A 22686-nucleotide genomic window follows, 5' to 3' on the forward strand; every position below is an offset into this window, starting at 1 on the left:
AGGCATAACTACTCCTACTTGGATTTTCTTGGTATTTTCCCTTAGAACATGTAATTTTATACACAAGTCTTTGAATTACGATTAATTCGTTGAATAGCAAAAAGAAACCCCCAGCAACAGGCTACGGGTCTAAGTTTTATATTTAAAAAGGGGGGCGAATTTTAGGCTTGATTCATTAATGCCACATGAAAATAAGATTTCAATCTTGTTACACTCACTTAACTTCTCTATGGGGTTAATCCCTTCTATAAAGAGCAATCATTTATAAAGGGTTATTTTACTTAAATGTTTTAATTTTAATTATTCGCTTTCTTTGCACAATTGTTTTGCGGATTGTTTCAATAAATTTAAAACATATCCAAAGAAAAAGATTGTTATGAATGACAGCCATTTTATAAGTGGGATACCTTCCATGAATCAATGATTTATGTAGTTCATCTATTTCTCCTTTATCATTCATTAATAAAATAGTATCTTGGTTTTCTTTCACAATCTCATAGATTTTATATGCAGTGAAAATATTTAAATCATTATAGTATACATCTTGCGCTGGTGTCACATAAGACAAGAATCTGCACATCCTTTCTTTTTTTCTATTATGATTATTCGCCTTTCCACTCAGCAACAAGAAGACGATAAAGTTTTAAATCGTAACTTTAACGCAGAAGCGACCGATGCAAAGTGGGTCACTTAGACGAGATCACTCGAATTGTAATATATACCTTACTAGAATAGCATGCTTATCAAAAATTGTGTATTAGTTTTAGGAAATAAAAAAAAACGAACCCTACGAGCTCTCGAGTGCCCCACCACCCCAGTTAAACTGCCCGTTAAAGGCAACCGATCGGATGGCCAGCAAAAAAGTCTCCGACCCTATCCCATAAAACAAAAAAGCCGCGATTTACGCGGCCTCTAATGAGATAATGTTCTTGTCACCCGACAATTATATTAGGGGAGGAGGAGGAAGAAATTCGGACAATGTTCTTGTTATCCGACATTTTTAACCGTGTTGTTGTGTGTGTGATGGTGACCTCAAGGGCTATCTGGAAAGGTTTTCTTATTTACGATAGATAAAGAAAAGTATAAACGTTGTTGTTAATCTAGGTTCCAAAGACCACCATGTTTTCCAAGTTGAACGTGCCCAGATTGGAAAACATTATAAGCACCATAGTCATAGTCACAGAAAAAGCAAATTGACCGCTATGTCTCACATCGCGATCCTGAAACGCAGCTTAGCTCCGGGTCGCCTCGATATACAAGTAGTGGCAAGGGAACTTGGAACGAGCGACAGGACGTTACAACGATTTGGATCAGCCCGCCTTCCTTAAGGAGATTATGCATCTGTCTAATCCCGATGTACTCCGCTGGAAGTCCACCGTGTTTGGGTATCCGGTGAATGGAACGTTCGAAGTGATTAAAAGAAGCCAACAAGCTTGCGCCCCGTTAAAGCGGCATCTACTTGCTGGCTCTATTTATTTACACGACTTGCTTATTCTTCAAAAATATGAATCAGCAGCGCTCCAAGCTCTTGAATGGCTTGCTCCTCTTGCTCGCCGTCCACTTCCAGCGTCACTTCATCGTTCTGTTGAATGCCAAGCGTCAACATACTCAGCGAGCTTTTGCCATTGACCTTTTTCTCTCCCTTGATTACATTCACTTTGCAGGGAAATTTGCCTACCTTTTGAACGAACACTTTTGTGGGGCGCGCATGAAAACCCGATGGATTTAGGACGGTAAATGTTTGAGATATCATGTTAGATCACTCCTTGTCTTCTGTTCTACAAATTGGTTGATTTGGGCTTGACTACTCATTGCTAAAATCTGCTGCGTGTAGCTTGCCCACTCCTGATATGAGATTTCTTTCAATAATGCTCTGGCCGGCAAAATCGAGCTGGCACTCATGCTGAATTCATGGAGTCCCATACCGAGCAAAATCGGAATCGCTCTTTCATCTCCGGCCATTTCTCCACACATACCAACCCATTTGCCTTCCTTGTTCGCAGCTTGAATGACCATCTGTATTAACCGAAGAATGGATGGATGACAAGGTTGATACAAATAAGAAACCGTTTCGTTCATCCGATCAGCAGCCATCGTATATTGAATCAGATCATTCGTTCCGATACTAAAGAAATCGACTTCTTTGGCTAAGAAATCCGCCGCTAACGCCGCTGCCGGCACTTCAATCATAATGCCGACCTCTATGAGGTCTGATACAGGAATGCCTTCTTGTATAAGCTTGGCTTTCTCCTCCAGAAGCAATTGTTTGGCCGCTTGTAATTCCTCCACAACCGCAATCATGKGGAACATAATCTTTAATTGTCCATAGCTGCTTGCTCGCAGAAGCGCTCTTAACTGCGTACGAAAGAGATCCTTTTGATTCAAACACAGCCTTACCGCACGTAAGCCAAGAAATGGGTTGCTTTCTGCGGGAAGCTTCATGTATGGCAGTTCTTTATCTCCACCGATATCAAGGGTTCGTATGACTACTGGTTTATTGTCCATACGCTCCAATACATGTTTGTAAACCTGAAACTGCTCTTCTTCACTAGGCAGAGTTTTGCGACCCATATATAGGAATTCAGTCCGGAATAAACCAATCCCTTCCGCTCCGTTAGCCAGCACCTTCTGCAGATCTTCCACACTTCCGATGTTGGCCGCAAGTTCTACTCGATGTCCGTCTGCTGATAGGGTCGGCTGATCCAGCAGCTTGCGCAGCTGGGCTTTACGCTGGTCATAGTACGCTTTACGAGCCTGATACGTCTCGACCTCTTGTTCATTTGGAGCAATGAGCACAGCACCCTCGATAGCATCAATAATTATCATTGTCCCCGTGACGATCTCAGCTGCGATTTCTCCTGCACCAACGACGGCAGGCACCTCAAGGGAGCGAGCCATGATCGCAGAATGCGAAGTACGGCTGCCGACCTCAGTAACAAATCCAAGCACATAGTCGAGATTTAATTGTGCTGTATCCGATGGCGTCAAATCTTCAGCGATCACAATGCAGGGCTCATTAATAGCCGCGATGGCTTCAAACGATACACCTCGAAGCTTACTCATAATACGTCCTGTGATGTCGCGGACATCAACCGCACGCTCACGGAGCAGTTCATTATCCATGGCGCTGAGCACTTCAATGAAGCTGTTAGCAACTTCATGCAGCTTGAATTCAGCATTCATGCCTTCGTCTTTAATACCTTCAATAATGGCATCTATATAATCAGGATCTTCCAGTAACATGAGGTGGGCCTCGAAAATTTCCGCTTTTGCCGCACCCATCCGCTGTTCGGTCAAATCTTTGATCTCTACCAACTCTTGTTTGGCTTCTTCCACAGCATTACGGAAACGATGTATCTCTAGATCCCTATCGACCGCCTTTCCAGCTACAGGCACGTAATGGTCATTATTTATTCGAAAAGCTTTTGCCAGCGCAATGCCGGGGGAAGCAGCAATGCCGGATAGACGTCGGGTTAACATTTTAGCCATGAGGGAACTCCCCTTTCTTAAGAAACCGCAGTTTGTTTGAATTGCTCATAGTGGGTCAGGATGAACTGGTGAATCGGGTGGTCTTTATCAATGGTCGTATACTTGGAAATGGCTTGTGTAATGCCAATATCTCGCAAATCAGCTTGAATTTCAACAGCTTCAGGATCCGCCGAATCATGAAATAAGAATGCAGCAGCCATCACCATGGTTAAATAAGTAGGGGACATACCTAGTTCATAAGCCTGTAAAGCGGGTCTGACTAGCCGATCATTGGCGGATAATTTACGAATCGGCGATCTCCCTACACGTGCCACTTCATCAGTCAGATAAGGATTAATAAATCGGTTTATAATTTTATCGATGTAAACCTCATGTTGAGCAAGCTCAAAGCCATGCTTCTTGATCAGCAGGGATCCGGTCTCTTGCATAACATGCCGAACCAATGAGGCAATTTGCGTGTTTGCCATTGCTTCTTGAATCGTCACAAAGCCTTGTAGATACCCAAGATAAGCGGCGCTGCAGTGCCCTGTATTTACCGTAAACAGCTTGCGCTCGATGTAGGGTTCGAGATGCTTCACATAATGGATGCCTTCAATCCGGGAGAAGTCCTCCATCATTTGTGATTCATCCACAACCCATTCAAAGAATGGCTCAACGGTAACTTGAAGCGGATCTTCGTTATGCTGAAGTGGAACGATTCGATCCACAGCAGCATCGGGAAAAGCGACAGTAGCAACCGCTTTCGCACGATATTCTTCTCCTAACAAAGCATATACATGCTCTTTGAGCAGTGTACTTCCACCAATTGCATTCTCACATGCGATGATGTGAAGCGGCGCCGCTCCTCGTTCGATCCTCAGTTCGATCCCTTTGGCAATTCCGCCTGCAATATGCTTCAGTATATTAACGCCCACGGCTGTTGTCACCAAATCCGCCTGTGCAACAGCTTCAGCAACGTCCTCTAAATGTTTACCGTTGATTGCCGTAACACCTGAAACCGTGAAGGTCTCTTGCGCTTCATTTGCCAAACGAACCGTATAGGATTTTCTCTCCTGCAGCAGCTCAACCAAGCTATCATTCACATCTGAGAAGGTCACCTCATAACCGGCTTGGGACAAAATTAAACCAATGAATCCTCTTCCGATATTTCCTGCCCCAAAATGAACTGCCTTCATGATTCCATCCCGCTTTCAAAAATCTTCACCATTTCCTCTGGCGTCGATGCTTTCATAATCATTTCGACATTCTCGTCTTCGGAGCAAACCATCGCAACATTTGTCAAAATATCCAGATGATCATTTCCCGCGGCTGCAATCCCAATTACCAAGGTAGCCTTCTCCCCATCCCCGAAATCCACACCGTCTGGAATTTGAACAATGGACAGTCCTGTTGAGACAATTAAGAATTTGGAATCCTGCGTACCGTGGGGAATAGCCAGACCATTACCCATATAGGTGGATAAGGTTTGCTCTCTCTCCAGCATTTTATCGATGTAAGCGGCTGATGCATGACCGGCGTCTACTAATAATTGCCCGGCCATTCGAATCGCGTCGAATTTATCTTTTGGTTTCGCATTCAGTTTTACTTTTTTGATTGATAAGATATTCATTATTGATCTCTCCCCATATCCGATTTATTTTTTATTTTCTAGAAAAATAGCAAGCTCTTGGGATAAATAATGCTTGATCTCCGTCTGGCTGCCCGATTTCAATAGTTCGATCATCTCAGGAATCAAAAGGAAAGAGCTTATCTCACTAAGCACCTCCAAGCTTTCCTTGGAAAGCTCCTGAGGACCGAGCATAAGCAGCAGTTGTCTCACGTCTGATTTCATTCCACGTTCTAACGGCAAGTCTTCTGTTAATCGAAACAACGTGAAGGAAGGCTTCTTTACCTGCTCACTTCTAATGTGAAAAAGCGCAAGACCTGTATCAGGGATCACCTGAGTGCTCAACTTTTCCCTTGCAAGCAGAAGGTCAACGATAGGCTCTACATCTTCAATTACTCCAGATTGTCTGACATAACCGCATATAACCTTCAGTGTCTCTTCTAAACCTGTAAAAACTTGCTCAATGTGATACACCATAAATGGATCAATAATGTTAACAATTTCATTAATGTAGAGCTGCGTTCGATGCAATCTATCTGTGGAATCTAATTCCGGCTGCGACGGGCTGGATTTACCAGACTCTTTTTGCAGAGTCACGTTTTGAATAAAAAGCCTTAGCTTCTCAGCTTCATCTCTCGTTAATAGCGGACTCAACTTCATATATTGATCGGGCTTGAGCGGTAAATCTATGGTCGATATAATCAAATCGTATTCCTTCTCAGGAATACGCGCTGCTTCAAACCATGAAGCATGACCGATGATATCGATTTGCGGAAGCTCCTTCGTCAGGCGTACAGCCAACATTTTGGACGTTCCTATACCGCTTGTGCAGACTAAAATAGCCCTCACATTACGTTTGAATTGTTTCTGTCTCTCAATCGAAGCACCGAAATGCATAACCAGAAAACCTACTTCTTCATCCGGTATCGCAATTTCCGTGATGGTTGTATTAACCGACTGCCTAATGGCATCGAACAGGATTTCATAATCTTTTTTAATTTGTGTCAACAGCGGATTGCGAATCGTCGCTCCTGCGAGAAGCCGCTTAATCGCTGACTCCAAATGGGTGAGCAACCCTTCCCGTAAGGAACGATCGTCACTGAAAGGCACTCCCAGACTGCTTTCCATCCTGCGGATCAGCTTCCGCACCATTCCCATATAGCTTAACTCATCTATGGGTAGCAGCTGATTAKGATGCGGATTTGATTTGGGTTTGAGCAGGTCGGCCATGTAGGAAATTTCAGATATCGATAAGGTTATCGGAATGACATTTGTCAGCTGATCAATGGTATGGTTCAGCAGCTTGCTTTGACCAAGCGAATGATGTTCAGGATGATTTTCAATTTGTCTGCCTAACTGAATTCTGGCAATAGCAATCGACAGCTGAATGAGCAGATGCGTATAATCCGCCTCGGATAACTCGCTTAAGCCCTCATCTTCGGCATCCCACAAGGCGGCTTCTACCTTCGTAAAGTTTTCTTTGCCTATCAGCTCTAGCAGGCGCTGCGTTACCAAGGAGTGCGAGACGACGCTTTTACCAAATAGATCCGATTCATCAAGACCATTTTTGGCAAGTTGAGCGATCATCCTGCGTTTATTCCCCTCCGTACCGCTCAATTCAACGCCATAGCCTCTTTTGCGCACAAGGGTCAGATTAGACTTCTTGACCCAGCTTTCCAGCTCATCGAGATCGTGGGTGATCGTCGGAACCGTTACAGCTAAATCATGCGCCAAGGTGAATAGCTTGACGGGCTCATCTTCCTTCAGAAGTGTACAAAGCAGCATCAGCCTTCGATCTTCTGCTGAATATTCTACTGTCATCCGGCCATACAGCATGCGTCGAAACGCTTCAAGTTTCTCAGGCTCCGCTTGGAGTTGAATGCCTTTACCCGATTTCTTTTGCAATCCTAATCCAAACGCTGCCAAGATCATCTCCAGCTCGGATAGTTCTCTATGAACGGTCCTGGTACTTACATTGATTTCGGCAGCGATTTCCCCTGCTGTAATATCATCCATTTGATTCATTAACAGCTCAAGTATTTGACGGTGCCTGTTGGAGAGGCTCATGATTATTCTCCTCACGAAAAAAATGGAGATAACGCCGGCAAAGTGCCAGCGTTAGATGGGGGTATTTAGCTCAATCGCTTTACAAGTTCATCATATTCCGGACTTTTCATGAAATTCTCGATCGAAATATGTTCAGCTTGCGGAGCTTTATTACGTGCTCGATCCGTTAAGGATTTATGTGTGATAACGATATCTGCATCAGAAGGAATTTCACTGATTGCGGTGTTGACGACCGTGACGTCGACAGCCGCTTCTTTCAATTTCTTTCTTAAAATAGAAGCTCCCATTGCGCTTGAACCCATGCCTGCATCACAAGAGAACACGATTTTCTGTACGTCTGCTGCCGGTTTCGATGTGGAACTAGCCACTTGTTGTTCTGCTGCTGCAGCCGCTGGGGCTTGCTTCATTTCTTTCATTCTTGCTGTAGCTTGTTCCAAATCCTCGCTTTCCGTTTGCTTCGATGTTTTCAACAGCAAAGCGCCAACCGCGAAAGAGACAATCGTAGAAGTGATTACGCCAGTGAAAATCTGCAGCATACCACCTTTCGGAGCCATAGCGATGTAAGCAAAAATGCTTCCAGGTGAAGGTGGTGCAACTAGACCCGCATTGAAAAGGGAAAACGTGAACGTTCCCGTCACGCCGCCTGCAATTACAGCAAGAATGAGACGCGGATTCATCAGAATGTAGGGGAAATAGATTTCATGAATCCCGCCAAAGAAATGAATAATGGCAGCACCCGGAGCGGAGAGTTTCGCTGCACCACGTCCCACTACCCAATATGCAAGCAGGATGCCAAGTCCCGGACCCGGATTCGACTCGAGCATGAATAAGATCGACTTCCCTGTTTTGGAAGCTTGATCCAGCGCAATAGGACTCAGTACACCGTGATTAATCGCATTGTTCAAGAAAAGCACTTTTCCCGGTTCAATCAGTACGTTGGCTAGCGGAAGCAAGCCTGCATTGACTAAAGCTTGCACCCCGGAAGCAAGGGCTTTGCTCACAACCTGTACCGCAGGGCCAACAACGCTGTAAGCCAGAACAGCAAGAATTGCCCCTATGATACCGGATGAGAAATTGTTGACGAGCATTTCGAAGCCTGATTTAATTTTACCCTCAATCGACTTATCGAACTGCTTGAGTACCCACGCGGCAAACGGACCTACGATCATTGCCCCCATGAACATCKGGATGTCGGTTCCAATGACGACCCMCATTGTCGTTACGGCAGCGATGACACCGCCGCGCGTTCCGTGAACCATCGTCCCTCCCGTATACCCGATTAGGAGCGGAAGTAAATAAGTAATCATTGGACCTACGAGCTTAGCCAAATATTCATTTGGAATCCAGCCAGTAGGAATAAATAAAGCCGTAATCAGTCCCCAAGCGATAAATGCCCCAATATTCGGCATCACCATGCCGCTTAAGAAACGACCGAAACCTTGTACTTTCACCCGGATTCCACCGGAAGATGCTTGCTTTTGTGCAGCACTCGCACTCATTAGGATAACCTCCCTTTGTTTATTTCATGTTCTTATCGTAATGCAAAAGCGCTTACATATTCAATCAAATCAAAATGTCTTTTCGTCATGAATAATGTTGACATCATTTTAACCTGCCGATGGAGTGAAGAAGGTCATTATATTCCATAGAATTACTTCATTATCCTCCCGTTACTTTAACGGTTAACGGCAGCCGATCGAATACCGGCTGCCGTTGTGTTGTGCATGAACTATAGTTCTTCGTAGCATAGCGACCAAATCAAATATGCGTGTTTATAAACGCTTAATTAGTAAGGACACCTTTTTGGTGTTGTGATAGTAATCATTAACAGCATCTTTTTGACTAGACTGAACTTCATCATCATTTACAGCAACCAAACATGTATCTCAACATATCACGTTGATTGGGACCCATTATTTAATATAGTGACAGTAAGATTTGGTGGATTTCACTATCGTCATGTAATAGGATGAAAGGACCGTCCTCGGTAGTGAACTCTTTCATATCGGCTGCCTTTCCATCAATCGATAACGTTGTTTGTCCACTGGACTTTTGTAATACATTTGTGACAGTAATGTGGTACTCAGATTTTCCGAAACGGTAGATTACGGCAAACTCCGGCCATTCTCTTGGTATACTTGGGCAGATGAACAACCGTTCTCCTCTACGGCGCAGACCGAGAATCCATTCAATGCCGGCTTGGTACATCCAACCTGACGCCCMTGTATACCAAGTCCATCCAGCACGACCTTTATGAGGCTCCTCTGTATACACGTCAGCAGACATGACATAAGGCTCACCCACATATTTTCGAACTTCAGATGACGTTTTCGTATGCATGATAGGGTTCAACATGTGGAATAGTTCAAAAGCTTTGTCTCCTTCACCAAGCCCACACCAAGCAATGATGCTCCAGATTACACCGTGTGTGTATTGACCTCCGTTCTCACGGATCCCCGGAGGATAACCCTGAATGTAACCTGGACTTGGATCCGTTTGATCAAACGGTGGATACAGAATATGCGCTACCGACAAGCTGCGATCTACAAGCTCACGATCAAAAGAACGCATAGCCTGCAACGCTTTGTCTGCCTGCGACAAACCTGAAATGACGGACCATGATTGTGCGATTGCATCAATTCGACACTCCGCATTATGGATGGAACCAAGCCATTCTCCAGAATCGGTGAATGCTCGTCGGAACCATTGGCCGTCCCACCCTTTTTCGTTAAGTGAATCTGCCAGTTTGTCCTGTATCCGCCTGTAATTTTCTGCCCGCTCGTGCTCACTGCGTTGTTCACATAAATTAGCCATTCCATACAAAACAAGACCCAAGAACCAGCCGAGCCACACGCTTTCGCCTCGTCCTTCAGCGCCAACACGACTCATCCCGTCGTTCCAGTCTCCTATTCCGATCAGCGGCAGCCCATGCTCACCAAACCGTAAACCTCGGTCGAGTGCACGAAAGCAGTGTTCTAAGATCGTACCGCTTTGCTCGGACAACACGGTCGGCTCATAGCGTTCATGTTCCTTTTCACTTAATGACTCGCTTCGAAGATACGGAACGATTTCGTTCAATATGCTCTCATCTTCGGTATGTTCCATGTACCTGACCACAGCATAGGGTAGCCACAACAAATCATCAGAAAAGCGAGTACGGATACCGCGGTGCGTTTCCTCATGCCACCAATGTTGTACATCGCCTTCTTCATACTGGTGGCTGGCGTGAAGTAAAATTTGCGCACGTGTTAGGTCAGGACGACTATGGAGCAACGCTAGTGAATCCTGCAGTTGATCCCGGAAACCGTAAGCCCCACCCGCTTGATAAAATGCAGAACGCGCCCACATCCGGCATGAAAGTGTCTGGTATAGCAACCAGTTATTCAACATGATATCCATCTCAGGACAAGGTGTAGAGACCCTAATCGTGCCCATTGCATCATCCCAAAACTTTATCACATCCTCGTATGCCTGATCGCAAACAAGAGTTTGACGATACTTCTGTGTAAGCTCCGCCGCGGTTTCACGAGAATCCTCACAGCCTAGTAGGATGTACACAATTTGTTCAGAATTAGGCTTAATTACGAATTTGGTTTGAATAGCTCCACAGCCCTCGTATGTTGGCCCTGTTGTGCCTGACAAGTGAAGTCGGTTCATGACAGCAGGATGATCAATACTGCCGTTCCGRCCAATAAACTCCAAGCGATCCGATGTCCATGTCATGTCCATATTTGTACTAGCAGCTTCCTGATGGTTTCCCTTCTCCCACTCTGCCGATGCTTCCATTTGCGGATGAATCGTTAAAAACGCGGTTGCGTCGCGGAAATTCTCTTGATACGTATTTCGTGCCATTAGTACTTTATTCTCTGAATCCCATTCCGAGACGATGAAAGAAGCATTCCCTTCACGGTGCACACCTAGTACCCATTCAGCATAATAAGTGACCGATATTTTCCGCTGTTCGGACGTTGTGTTTTGCAATCGCAATTTGATCACTTTAACGGGATCGTCCAGTGGAACGAAAACGGTCATTTCTTGCAGAAGACCATGACTTTCATGATGATAACGCGTATACCCACGACCATATACGACCTTATAGCTGGAAGTTAGCTGCTCGCGGGCTGGTGTCAACGACCAATATTCCATGCTTTCCTCGTCTCGTAAGTAGCATACTTCCCCTTGTTGGTCGATGGAAGGATCGTTTGACCATGGCGTCAATTTACATTCGCGGCTGTTGCGCCACCATGTATACCCTGTGTACAGTTCCGATGTTATACATCCGAATTTCGGGTTAGCCATGACGTTAATCCATGGTGAAGGCAGGTAATTACCGTTTTTAAGAACGATATGGTACTCGCGGCCATCTGCCGTAAAACCTCCCCAACCGTTGAAGAAGAGAAGATCATTCGTTTCAACAGCCTTTGCAGGAGCAAAGTGGTTTGGTGGTGCCGTTATCAGAATCGTCTCATCCGAAGTGTAGCTCGGAATAGATGCTTTTAATTGCGCCTTTAGACTTGGACCGTCAGCTCGCAGCACAATACGGGATACTGCATACAACAATGACTTGTCGCCATCTGCTAATTGAGTGACGGGCAATACGTGAACGCCCCCTTGCCCTGATCCTTGTCCGCTAATGATTTGTTCGACCATGCGCCGAAGGGCTTCCTGCAAATCCTGCTGATATCCCTCGACAGATTCATTCAAAATCACAAGATCGATGAACAGCCTGTTATGACGCAAGTACTCAAATCCAATGATTAGMTTGTTAATAAATGATAGATTTACTGCATCTGAAACCCGTATTATGACTATGGGCAAGTCACCTGATATCCCGTAAGCCCACAATCCCTGCTGTCCCTTTTGATTAACAGCAATACTACTCTCTCGCTCTGGGCGTAATGGTGCCGCGTACAACGTACAACCCGCAAGCAATTGAAAAACAGCAAGATCGGCAATAGATATATGTAAATGCTGAACTTCAATTTGACTCCTCGTCCAAGCAAGCTGAAAAGATCGTTCGATTTGTTGTTTCTGAGACAACTGCTGCACAATATCTATTGCTTGCTCCTTCGACTCTGTTACGCCAGTTAGAGCTGTCAATTCAACTTGTTCACCAGCCTGTAGCGTTAATCGCCGTCGCATGATAAATGCAGGATCAGCCACCGACCCAACCGTGCTGCCAAGTCGGGTTGCGATTCCATTAGGTCTTGATAACGTATATCCCCTACCAATAAACCGTGCACGATCGGTTTCAAATTCTACCGGTCCAAGTGGCCTGCCGCCAGTCGTTAACGTGTGGAACGCCCATACGGATTTTTCTCCACCATCTCGAGGACGCTTACGTGCAAGCAGGCACTCTGCATCAGCTTCAAATTGTGTTTCAATAAATAGCTTAGTAAAAGCTGGATGCGCTTTATCCGCATTATGAGGCGCTAATGCGATTTCGAGAAATGTCGTCACCTCAAGAGTCCGAGCTTCACTCCCCTTATTGACAATCGTTAAACGACGAACTTCTGCGTTCGAATCAGGCGATACACAGATTTCAAGTGTCGTGTGCACATCCCCATCTTCACATAAGAACGTAGATCGATCTTGTGCGAACTGCGCCAGTTGCTTATTTGACGGCAAGCGACATGGTTGAAAAGTCGGAGACCACACTTTATCCGATATGACATCCCGAATATACATATAACTTCCCCAGTTGTCCGTCACTGGGTCTTCCCGCCAGCGGGTTACATCCATGCCTTCAAACCGTATGAACCCGCTGCCGCTATTAGAGATCATCGTGGTAAGTGTCCCGTTCGAATGTATATTTATTTCCGGTACTGCCGTATTGGCAGAGTCATATTCCCGCAGAGGAGCTATATGAGCCGGTTTCGGTTTTTCGATTCGTGACTGACCGGATAATTCACGATTTATTATCGTATTCCGTGGTGGAATCCGCTCTTGTAACAAGAGTTCCGCAGCCTGCACCCGTTTATCGCGATGAAAATGATCATACATTTTGCTCGGCAGCAATACATTGGCAAGCGTCAGTAAACTCATTCCTTGGTGATGTGCCATAAAACTTCGAATGATCTTGTAAGTATCACCTTCAGGCATACGTCCAGGGGTAAAATCAATGGCCTCATAATAGCCATATTGTCCGCGCGCGCCTAGTTCCTCCATTCGTTGCAAATCGTTCAAGCCTTTACTCAGGGCAAAAGGAAGTGCCATGACTGTCGCATACGGCGCCAGAACCAAATCTTGCTCAAGACCGCGTTTGAAACCTAGGCCTGGGACACCGAATGCCCGGTATTGGTAATTCATTTGATAATCAAACGCGTAATAACCGGATTCCGAGATACCGAAAGGGACACCCCGTTCATGCGCATATTCGATTTGTCGGTTCACGACACCTCGATACGTACTTTCCCAGATCGTGTTCCGATAAGTGCGCATAATCAGCCCTGGCATCAAGTATTCAAACATTGTACCGGACCATGAAACCAGAGAAATCTGATTCCCTTGCCTTTTTACCGTTCGGCCGAGCGCATTCCAATGGGATACAGATATTTGCCCTAGTGCAATCGCAACAAAGCTTGTCTGTCTAGYCTCGGAAGCTAAGAGGTCATAGAGAATGTTATCCCGCTGGTTCGAAGACGCATGGAAACCCAGTACGAAAAGTTTGGCCTTATAATCATAAAGCGGTCTGAAATCTGTCTCTACAATCAATCTTTCGAGACGATCTATCAGCTTGTAGCCGAGCTCTAACCAATCGGTAGAGGTCATTTGAAGCGATGCGTATTTGTCTTTCTTCACTTCTTTAAATGCAAGAGGATCTTCCACTTCAATGTATGTCACTTCTTCAGGACTTGTTTGATCGAGCTCAACGGAAAACTCAACTTGTAAGCCCGAATTGCCAGCAATACTTGACGTAAATGGATTTTTGCTTCGTGTGAAATCATTCTTTAGCCAATGGGCTAATCCTTGCTTAACTGTCATCAAACTAGCCACGAAATTCCCCGAATCCACTGTTGAGACATAGGCCGGCGGCAGTACATCAAGGGAAATGGTATCGTACCAGTTATATAGATGCCCGTTCCATTTGTCTAACTTTTCGACGGTGCCCACAGTCCGTTCTAAACGCTCCACAAGCTCGGGAGTATCAATAAATCCGAAATCCCGAGCAGCTAAGGCAGCTGTCAACAAGAAACCAATATTGGTTGGAGACGTGCGATGCGCAACGCCATTTGGAGGATCCATTTGCACATTATCCGGTGGCAGAAAGTGATCCTTAGGCCCTGCATAATCCTCATAAAATGCCCAAATTTGTTTAGCCAACACACGCATTTGTTCCTCTTCCACAGGTGTGAATTGCAGTTCATCATGTGGAATTGGCTGGTCCAGCCAGCGGACAGCGAGAGGAGCTAATGCCCAAATTAAACCAAGCGTGAAACCCAGCCATCTTAACGCACTTTCCTGCTGCAGTGCTACCGCTATGGCAAAGAGGATAATCAATGCATATCCGCCACGTGATCCTAGAAGCAACGCCTGTTGTTTTCCCTTATTGTTTCGTTCAATTTGAGAAGAACTTGTCCATTCAAGCATACGACGTTTGCTAATTGACAGTCTATATAGGGTTTTCCCGATCGCATCGAGCAGAACCGCACTTTGGAATGGTAAGGTCAAGATATTCATTAAGACGTGTAAAACCGTTGACAACGCCCTCCGGGGATGCCAAATGAAGGTCTCCATGTGAAAAAGTTGCCGGATAATCGGTAATAGCATCGTTACTAGAATAAAAACAAACCAACTTACTGCGGACCCAGGCAGAACACTCAAACCAAGTGCCAAAAGGACGAGATAGGCAATTGGAAGCAGGCTGCGACGCAAGTTATCGATCATTTGCCAACGCGTAATAGCGGAAAGATCAACGGGCCTTAATGTTCCCCGACGGTCGCATACACGTGGGAAAAGCCAGCAAAGCAGCTGCCAATCTCCGCGTACCCACCTGTGCATTCGCTTCTGATAGGCAAGAAACTTCGATGGGTGGTTATCGATCAGTTCAACATCTGATAGCAGAGCCGCCCGCAGAAACCCGCCTTCAAGCAAATCGTGGCTAAGCACTGTATTTTCAGGAATACGTTCGCATAAAAGCTCTGCAAATATATCCAYATCAAAAATTCCTTTTCCCGTAAAAATTCCCTGCTCCATTGCATCCTGGTAAGGATCTGAAGCGGCAAAGGCATACGGGTCCAATCCTGGCTCTGAACAAATGTAAGCAAGCCTCGATTGCATGGCTGACTCATAACTAGTTCCAATCCGGGGCTGCAGTACTCCGTATCCTTCAATGACCCTAGTTCGCGCTTGATTTAAGCGTGGTCTGTTGTAAGGAAGATGCAGCGTACCAATCATTCTCTGTGCGCTTCCCATCGGTAACTGTGTATCCGAATCCAAGGTTATTATGTAGCGAATTGACGGTAGATCTTCCGTATCACCTATTAGAGAGTCGAAACTCGTCACCTTACTCCCTTTCAGCAACTCAACGAATTCCACCAATTTTCCGCGTTTTCGTTCCCATCCCATGAATACTTCCTCAGCAGGGTTCCACTTTCTGCGGCGCTGGAAATAATGGAAGGTTGCTCCTTCTGKGATCGCATACATCCGGTTGAGAATCGCAATTTTTTCTTTGGTAAAAGTAACAAGCGCTTCGTCTTTGTGAAGCGTTTCTTCCGCAGCATCAGTAAAATCACCCAAAAGAGCGTAATGTATGTTCGGATCGCGGTTGGCTAAATAATGAATTTCCAGACGATCAACAAGTTCTTCTACTTCCTCTGTTGTCGACCATATGGCAGGAATGACGACCATCGTGGTTGCATTGGAAGGTACTCCGTTTGAAAAATCATAACGCAGCAAAGGCCGAGGGCGTATCATTCTCTCAATGCCAAAGTGGAGCCAAGTAATGACCCATTCGCTTACAGGAAGGGAAAGCATAAGTAAAACAACTACCCACCCTACCGGTGTAAAGCCTCGTGTTCCGCCAATCCAAGTACCAAAGGCAATAAGTGCAAGCATGAACAGTCCGATCAACAGAGATAAATAGGTACCAGTTGATCTTTTGGCAATACCTATTCMACGCACTTGTCTAGCTTTGCTGCATAATCGCAAGGCATGCTCTAACTTCTTGATTCCAGCTGGTTCAAATAAAAAATAAGCCACAAACGTCGATCGTGGTAAGTCATTTGCCTGCCCTTTTTTTTCACTCCACCGTTCATGCTCTTCCTTCGAAAGAGCTACTGCATGTCTTGCGATCAAATTTTCGGGTATGCGCATACGGTGTGCTAATCTTTCAACTCGATGAAGGATTTCGTTCCTGCTATAAGAATCAAGAAGCGAATAGTCACCCGTACTATCATGACGAAACGTTTGATCTAACAAGCTAATGCGTTCAAATAAGCTATTCCAATCCATACGCTCATTTTTTCGCAAGCTGCTGATTAAATTACCTGCCTTAACCTGAAAGGACGATTGAAGCTGATACTCGTACGATACAATGCGGTCCAGATCAATAGAACTATTCTCTAATTTGCAAACTAACCATTCCCGCACTGTCGCTGAATCCTCTGCCCACTCCCGCAAGTGACTAATCAAATGGACGATCCATGGACCTGATAGCGGTACTTGTTGCTCTACTTCTTCTAAGACTGCGTTAATCGTCTCTGGATTTAACTTGCTAGGTTCTATTCTTGAAAGTAACCTTTCAACTTCTACGCAAACCTCTCGACGTTCCCGGACAAGTGCCATCGTTTCAGATAGCCTTCCTATCAAAGACATCCTTAGTATGAGTGAGATGGAACAGGTTTCAGCAAGTTTCAACGCCGATACTTCTTGATATGCGTTCATATAGGATACAAGKGTTTCCTCATCCAATATACCGTCAACTTGCTCCAAATAATCCTCACAAAGACTCTGGATTCGTAACATACCCTTCTTTTGAAGAGAAGGTAAGTAATCAAAAGAGCGGTTGGTAAAATTAGCTTTTACTTCTATTGCTTGTTCCTCAATAAATTCAGCATTATCAAGCAGCCATTCTTCCGCTGGTAAGGCACAACTTGCGGGACTGTTTTGCAACGATATAACAAAATCCCTTAAACTTTCTATGTTTTTCTMAAATTGATTCCATATGTATTTGGGATCGATTCGCACTAACATTGGCGTATGCTGTAAGGCAAGTTCTCGCGCTCTTTGACAAATTTTATCCGTATTATTTACCATTGGCCCCTCCGGAGATCAGTTTATACAATTTCTTGTCTTACTGTCGTCCGGTATCACGAGAATTCCGGGACAATGAAATTATCCMCAGTTTTGTATAATATCATAAGTAAAATTTATGTTTGCATGACTGTAAACCTTTTTAAGTCATTTCAATTGCTAATTAACGCACCCTATCGGTACTGATGATAGCCAGCTGACTGCACTGTGAATATTATCGAATTCACGATAAAGCAATTCAGTTGAATCTTTCTTTTCAATAGATTGTCCTACGTCGATATTAGGAACTGTTTTCTCTGGAAAGACGATAGCTATAATTTCTATGCCAGCGTCTAATAATCTGGGAAACCATTCGTCAGACAACCATTGTGTCTCCTTTGCTATAAACAGACTATGGCTTTCATCGAATAATGCTTTTTTCGCCTTTTTTATCGCTGCAAGTTCAACTAATTTATTAAKGGGGAGGCGAAAATCTTCCTCATGAGCTAAATAACTCCAGCGAATCACTACAGATTCAATCACATCATCCCAAAAAATATGAGCTTTATCAGAAAAGTAATAATGTAACATGATTAATCTCTCCTCTCACCTGCTGATCGAATAACAGTTACTATCGCGATAGTAGTATTAGCTTCTCAGAATCAATTTATTATTTTAACTGGTGCTTGCTGAAGTACGTTATTCATATTATTAAAACACTCCTTCATGATTTTTCGAAAATAAAAAGGCCGCACGTATATGCAAGCCTCATCTTTAATACTTAGGGTTATCAAACGTCGAGTTGCAGACGCGAGCTCCGCAATAGCTAGAAGCTGGATTGTTTCGATCTCTTATTAGCACATTTGTGTATTTATTGTTTTTCTTAATTTGTAATGTTTACCATATTCTGCTATACTGCCCTTTACTTGAACGAAAACAGGGAGCAGTTGCCGCGGCAAACTGCTCCCTGTTTAGAATGTATTGGCCGTCATCTTCGGCTCAGCCCATACGTCCTAAGATGCATCCAATTCATCATCAATCGTCTAGCTTATGATTTTGCAACAAGATAAGAGGCTACTTCAGCCAACCGTGAAGCATAACCCCATTCGTTGTCGTACCAAGTAGCGACAGACACTAGCTCACCTTGTACTTGGGTTAATGGCAAGTCAATAATCGAAGAATGGGGATCAGCTACGATGCGGGACGAGGCCCATTCCCCTTCCAAAACATCAAGAACGCCCTTTAATTCGCCTTCTCTCGCAGCTTCTCGAAACATATCGTTAATCTCTTGAACGGTGCATCGTTTTTCCGTTATCAAATTAAGTTCTGCGATGCTCCCGGTACGGGTCGGGATACGGTAGGCTTTGCCCGTGATTTGCAGGTCATTCCAAATGAATTTCAGAGCCTTCGCTGCACCTGAGGATGATGGAATGATATTCTCGGCTGCTGCCCATGAATCCCGGCGGTCCTTCATCGGCTGATCCGTCAACGATTGCGTGTTCGTATACGAGTGTACAGTGGAGAATAATCCGTATTGAATGCCATAGTTTTCTCTGACCAATTTGACAACCGGTGCAAGCGCATTGGTCGTACAACTCGCCATGCTAATGATTTTATGCTTTTCCGGATCGAAGTTTTCTAAGTTTATTCCTTTAAGAAGTACTGCGTCGCAATCTTCTAAGGTTTTGCTCGGACCGCTCACAAGCACCCTTTTGGCGCCTCGCTCCAAATGCAGTTCAGCTACTGATCGCGTAACGGCTCGTCCGGTACAATCAATGACCAATTCAACCCCTAATTCACCCCAATTCGGCAATTCATCGGCCGAATTCAAATAACGAATCTCCCGGTCGCCGATTACGATTGCGCCTTTTTGAGCAGATACTTTCTCATGCCAACGCTTGTAATTTGTATCCACTTCAAAAAGCGCGGCAAGCGTAGCTTCGTCTTTAATATCCGAGATGGAAAAGGGGACAAACAAATTTTGTTGCAACGCCGCCCGAAGGAGCTGTCTTCCGATACGTCCAAATCCAAAAAGCGCAATTTTACCCATAATAGCCTCCATATATATTAGATTAGAAATTATCCTTACTACTCATTAAGCCGTTCTACCTGGTTAATCCATTGCAATAATGATTGAACATAACGTTGCAAATATTTGCGAGTCGTATCATCCGTGAGCTTACGAGTATTTGAATCAATCTTGTCCGTGATTTGAGAAATATACATTTTTTGAGCCGGCATCACATAGGACTGGGTGGCATCCAGCGTTTGCCTGATTTGCTGTTGCGAAAGAATCGTCCCTTTTGCTCCAGGTGTTGCGCCTATCACTCCTGCAGGCTTATGAATTAAGACGGCTGTTTTGGTAGGTGTCGATGCCCAGTCCAGTGCATTTTTTAGTACTCCCGGTATACCTGAGTTATACTCCGGGCTAACAATAATAATGCCATCCGTCTTTTGAATCGCATCGCGATAATGCTTAACTGGATCTGGCCCTTCTTCATGATCCAAATCTGCGTTATACAAGGGTAGATTAGCAATCGATATGAATTCATATTCTGCGGAATCTACAAGTTCTGGGATTGTATTCGCAATCATTTGATTAAAAGAACTTTCCCTCAAACTTCCTACAATAATCCCTATTCTTTTTGACATTAGCCAACCTCCAGAATTCATTCTCATATAATCATACAATACTTTCCTTACTTTGCGTTGGGAAAGCATTAGTTTAGGTGCCTAGGCTATTAACCTGGCTAATTATCATTTGACAAATTATCTTAAAATACATATTCTTAAATTTAAGATATATGACAAGGATTATTGATCATTAGCTGCTTTTTTATCAATAAGCTTTTTAGGCGTAACATCGTTCCCTACTTCATCCATAACAGACACGTTCAGAAGCGTTGTTAATAGTTGTCCGCGTAAAATCTGTAAATACTGCGTCCGAAGCGCTGCTTGTTCCGCTTTCTCAGTATCAGATAGACCTGAACTGCGCTCAATTCTGCTCAGCTCATTGATACGGTTTAAAATTGGAATCATTCTCATTACCTCCTTGAAGTCGTTTGGATAATATCTCAAATTAATTTATCTTAATTTAAAGATATATGATTTTAAGATAACTGTCAATAGCTTGCTTTCAATTAATTTGACTTCGGTGATTTAACTATAGTTCTGCGTTCTAGTCTCCGATGGTCTTTAACAAACCTTCTCGGTGCCTCATTAAATAATCTTCATTCATACGTGTAAAATATAATCACATTATCCTATGTATCTGTCATTTGCTTTCACCAAAGCTGCAACTATGATGGAGTTGGGCAACTTATCCTTATACAAGGGGAATTCCGCATGATCAAAGTAGTAATGATTCGCCACGGACAGAGCGAATGGAATCTCGAGAACCGATTTACGGGMTGGACAGATGTGGATTTGTCTCCGAACGGTCTAGAAGAAGCAAGACAAGCTGGAATCATCCTGAGAAAGCAGGGTTACGTCTTCGACGTAGCGCATACATCCGTTCTGAAGCGTGCGATTCGGACGATGTGGATCATTCTTCAAGAAATGGATTTGACGTGGATTCCGGAATTCAAAAGCTGGATGCTGAACGAGCGGCATTACGGCGCCCTACAAGGATTGAACAAAGCCGAGACGGCCGAGAAATACGGAGAAGAGCAAGTACACTTGTGGCGCAGGTCCGTCGACGTTCGCCCGCMTGCATTGGATCAAAACGATACCCGATACGAAGCGTCCGCGCCACGCTACCGGAATTTAAAAGAAGKGGAATTTCCATTAACGGAAAATCTCGATGATACGGAGCGCAGAGTGTTAAAGTACTGGGAGGAGATAATCTGCCCCGCTCTCTCGTCCGGCAATCACATTCTCATTGCGGCTCACGGTAATACTTTACGGGCGTTGGTGAAGCATCTGGATCGAGTCCCTGCCGACGGGATCGCCGATTTGAACATACCGACCGGCATCCCGCTCGTGTACGAATTGAATGAGCAATTATCGCCGATCCGGCATTATTTCTTGGGCATTGACGGCGAGATGCCGGAAGGAGCGATTCCTTCCCATATGCCCCCGATTATTAATGTCGAGCAGTCACCGCTTCCGTCCGAGTGAGAGGCGCATTCGGAGAAGCGATATTGATCGCGTCCATTCAGCACGTCGCGATCGACAGTGGTTATAATCAAGGCGCGGAAGATATATAACTTGCCCTTACTTATAATACGGTTCCCTGCGTATGATCTCAGCTATCCCGCCCGTAATACTGAAGGTCATATGCCTCAGGAGTTGTTCTTTCTGTTTGAATCATTTCATCTCCTATTCGCGTCCCGAGTGTATCATTTAGTCCAACCTTTTGTCTTGCAGCTTCAAGTATGGATTTTATCATAAACGTCGTTGTAGTCTTACCTTTAGTCCCTGTCACACCGATAATGTCAAGACGATTTGAAGGCTGGCCAAAGAAAATATCCGAAATATATGCAATCGCATATCTAGTGTCTTTCACCCTGACTACTGTAATACCTTCAGGGACATTTGTTTCTTGCTCGACCAGAAGAGCTGTTGCACCGTTTTGAAGCGCAGAAGTTATAAAGTTATGTCCATCCACTGAAAAACCTTTAATGCAAACAAATATGTCCCCCTGTCTTACTTTTCGCGAATCATATGCAATACCGCTGATAACTATATCCGAGTTCCCGCAAACCTCCATTACTTCCAAACCGTGTTTGAATGCATCCAGATCATTATCAAAGGGCTTAGATGACCTATTGCGCGGCTAAAAGAGTCACACCCTATAGTTGAGCAATGGCTGTCGTCATGCCGGCAGCCTCATGTTGTGTATGTAACTAACGTTCCCAGTTAGCTTAGCAAGCTTTCATTTGGTGTCATTGAATCTCCCCATAACAATAGTGTTATAGTATTCACCGTCAGAAAGAATTTTGTCATTTTTTAATATACCTTCGATTTCAAAGCCAAGCCTTTTATACAGTTCAATGGCTTTTGTGTTGGTTTCCAAGACATTTAGAGTTAATTTTTTGATGTCATTGGAGTCAGCCCAAGCAATAGACTCTTTTAAGAGATTTTTTCCAATCCCATGTCCCCAAAAGTCATTAAGTACACATACACCAAATTCGACTTTATGAGAGAATCTCTTGAGGTAAGTTCCTTCACATCTCGAGAAGCCAACAATACGCTTATCAGCGACAGCAACCAAAAATAAGTTTCTTGKGCTGATCGTGTCCTTATGTATTAATTTTTCAAATCCAGGTATATCAATGAAAGCTTCTCCC

General features: G+C 44.4%; 15 protein-coding genes. 1 reads left to right on the forward strand and 14 read right to left on the reverse strand.

Translation table 11 applies throughout. From position 1 onward, the window contains the following. Positions 1–277: 277 nt before the first annotated feature. The 12 genes from AC1DLM_RS29845 to AC1DLM_RS29900 form a co-directional block, all read right to left on the reverse strand. A complete protein-coding gene (locus AC1DLM_RS29845; RefSeq protein ID WP_441991744.1) occupies positions 278–568 on the reverse strand; it encodes a hypothetical protein in 291 nt (96 codons plus the stop codon). Positions 569–1489: 921 nt separating this feature from the next. Next, positions 1490–1753, reverse strand: a complete 264-nt coding sequence (locus AC1DLM_RS29850; protein WP_477571996.1) for an HPr family phosphocarrier protein — start codon at positions 1751–1753, stop codon at positions 1490–1492. Beyond that, the gene (ptsP, locus tag AC1DLM_RS29855) at positions 1750–3489 is read right to left on the reverse strand and encodes a phosphoenolpyruvate--protein phosphotransferase (protein ID WP_477571997.1); all 1740 of its coding nucleotides are present in this window, start codon (positions 3487–3489) and stop codon (positions 1750–1752) included. Before ptsP ends, AC1DLM_RS29850 begins: the two co-directional genes overlap by 4 nt. 17 nt (positions 3490–3506) lie before the next feature. Then, positions 3507–4664, reverse strand: coding sequence for a mannitol-1-phosphate 5-dehydrogenase (locus tag AC1DLM_RS29860; RefSeq protein ID WP_477571998.1), 1158 nt, complete (start codon positions 4662–4664; stop codon positions 3507–3509). After that, on the reverse strand, positions 4661–5098 hold the full coding sequence (locus AC1DLM_RS29865) for a PTS mannitol transporter subunit IIA (RefSeq protein ID WP_477571999.1): 438 nt from the start codon (positions 5096–5098) through the stop codon (positions 4661–4663). Before AC1DLM_RS29865 ends, AC1DLM_RS29860 begins: the two co-directional genes overlap by 4 nt. 24 nt (positions 5099–5122) lie before the next feature. Continuing rightward, complete coding sequence (locus AC1DLM_RS29870) at positions 5123–7162, reverse strand: BglG family transcription antiterminator (protein ID WP_477572000.1); 2040 nt, start codon at positions 7160–7162, stop codon at positions 5123–5125. A 65-nt stretch (positions 7163–7227) separates the two neighbouring features. Further along, on the reverse strand, positions 7228–8661 hold the full coding sequence (locus AC1DLM_RS29875) for a PTS mannitol transporter subunit IIBC (protein ID WP_477572001.1): 1434 nt from the start codon (positions 8659–8661) through the stop codon (positions 7228–7230). 418 nt (positions 8662–9079) lie between these two features. Further along, complete coding sequence (locus tag AC1DLM_RS29880) at positions 9080–17419, reverse strand: glycoside hydrolase family 94 protein (RefSeq protein ID WP_477572002.1); 8340 nt, start codon at positions 17417–17419, stop codon at positions 9080–9082. A 156-nt stretch (positions 17420–17575) separates the two neighbouring features. Then, positions 17576–17986: a hypothetical protein gene (locus AC1DLM_RS29885; protein ID WP_477572003.1), complete on the reverse strand. Its 411-nt coding sequence runs from the start codon at positions 17984–17986 to the stop codon at positions 17576–17578. A gap of 457 nt (positions 17987–18443) precedes the next feature. Further along, positions 18444–19445, reverse strand: coding sequence for a type I glyceraldehyde-3-phosphate dehydrogenase (locus tag AC1DLM_RS29890; RefSeq protein ID WP_477572004.1), 1002 nt, complete (start codon positions 19443–19445; stop codon positions 18444–18446). Between the two features lie 38 nt (positions 19446–19483). Continuing rightward, positions 19484–20047 carry an NADPH-dependent FMN reductase gene (locus AC1DLM_RS29895; RefSeq protein WP_477572005.1) on the reverse strand — a complete coding sequence of 188 codons (564 nt, stop codon included), beginning with the start codon at positions 20045–20047 and terminating at the stop codon, positions 19484–19486. 162 nt (positions 20048–20209) lie between these two features. Further along, positions 20210–20434 carry a DUF896 domain-containing protein gene (locus AC1DLM_RS29900; protein ID WP_477572006.1) on the reverse strand — a complete coding sequence of 75 codons (225 nt, stop codon included), beginning with the start codon at positions 20432–20434 and terminating at the stop codon, positions 20210–20212. A 306-nt stretch (positions 20435–20740) separates the two neighbouring features. On the opposite strand from AC1DLM_RS29900, the gene gpmA reads away from it, so the two are divergent. Continuing rightward, positions 20741–21514 (forward strand): 2,3-diphosphoglycerate-dependent phosphoglycerate mutase, encoded by a 774-nt coding sequence (gpmA, locus tag AC1DLM_RS29905; RefSeq protein WP_477572007.1) that lies wholly within the window; start codon positions 20741–20743, stop codon positions 21512–21514. A 127-nt stretch (positions 21515–21641) separates the two neighbouring features. On the opposite strand, the gene AC1DLM_RS29910 is transcribed toward gpmA, so the two are convergent. After that, positions 21642–22106 (reverse strand): Mur ligase domain-containing protein, encoded by a 465-nt coding sequence (locus AC1DLM_RS29910; protein ID WP_477572009.1) that lies wholly within the window; start codon positions 22104–22106, stop codon positions 21642–21644. A gap of 165 nt (positions 22107–22271) precedes the next feature. Next, a partial coding sequence (locus tag AC1DLM_RS29915; RefSeq protein ID WP_477572008.1) for an N-acetyltransferase family protein occupies positions 22272–22686 on the reverse strand: 415 nt, incomplete at its 5' end.

Source organism: Paenibacillus sp. 01T442 (assembly GCF_056398345.1).

Excerpts from the sequence above, each read along its gene's own strand:
- AC1DLM_RS29895 (WP_477572005.1), bottom strand. The coding sequence starts at position 20,047 with ATGTCAAAAAGAATAGGGATTATTGTAGGAAGTTTGAGGGAAAGTTCT.
- AC1DLM_RS29860 (WP_477571998.1), bottom strand. The coding sequence starts at position 4,664 with ATGAAGGCAGTTCATTTTGGGGCAGGAAATATCGGAAGAGGATTCATT.
- AC1DLM_RS29850 (WP_477571996.1), bottom strand. The coding sequence starts at position 1,753 with ATGATATCTCAAACATTTACCGTCCTAAATCCATCGGGTTTTCATGCG.
- AC1DLM_RS29910 (WP_477572009.1), bottom strand. The coding sequence starts at position 22,106 with ATGGAGGTTTGCGGGAACTCGGATATAGTTATCAGCGGTATTGCATAT.
- AC1DLM_RS29900 (WP_477572006.1), bottom strand. The coding sequence starts at position 20,434 with ATGATTCCAATTTTAAACCGTATCAATGAGCTGAGCAGAATTGAGCGC.
- AC1DLM_RS29890 (WP_477572004.1), bottom strand. The coding sequence starts at position 19,445 with ATGGGTAAAATTGCGCTTTTTGGATTTGGACGTATCGGAAGACAGCTC.
- AC1DLM_RS29865 (WP_477571999.1), bottom strand. The coding sequence starts at position 5,098 with ATGAATATCTTATCAATCAAAAAAGTAAAACTGAATGCGAAACCAAAA.